This window comes from Alcanivorax sp. HI0044, from assembly GCF_001634945.1.
Window position 1 is genome coordinate 1 of sequence record NZ_LWEZ01000908.1, and the last position, 530, is coordinate 530.

1 protein-coding gene is annotated in these 530 nt (G+C 57.9%); it reads left to right on the forward strand.

From position 1 onward, the window contains the following. A partial coding sequence (locus A3730_RS10720; protein ID WP_156501144.1) for an NAD(P)-dependent oxidoreductase occupies positions 1–386 on the forward strand: 386 nt, incomplete at its 5' end. Between the last annotated feature and the right edge of the window lie 144 nt (positions 387–530).

A 530-nucleotide genomic window follows, 5' to 3' on the forward strand; every position in this document is an offset into this window, starting at 1 on the left:
CGGGCAGTGGCCAGCTGACCAAAATGGTCAACCAGATCTGCGTAGCCGGGCTGGTGGAAGGGCTTGCAGAAGGCGTCGCCTTTGCCTTGAACGCCGGCCTGGATGCCAGCAAAGTCTTCGAAACCACCAGTCAGGGGGCCGCCGGCTCCTGGCAGATGGTAAACCGGCACCAGACCATGATCGACGACCAGTATGAGCACGGCTTCGCGGTGGACTGGATGCGCAAGGACCTGGATATCTGCCTGAACGAAGCTGCCCGGAACGGGACACCCCTGCCCGTCACGGAGCAGATAAACGACTTTTACCGGGATATTCAGGCCATGGGTGGGGGCCGCTGGGATACATCGTCCCTGCTGCGTCGATTACAGAAAAAGCCTGAAACCTGAAGCCGCATGCCTGACGCAATAAAATTGAAACCCACACCACCACCGATGTGATTGCGGGTTTAGGCGTCAGGCACCCCGCAAGGCGAAAAAACAGCCCTCATCAGAAACCGGGGCTTGCCCTTAAATCCACGACAAATCTTCATT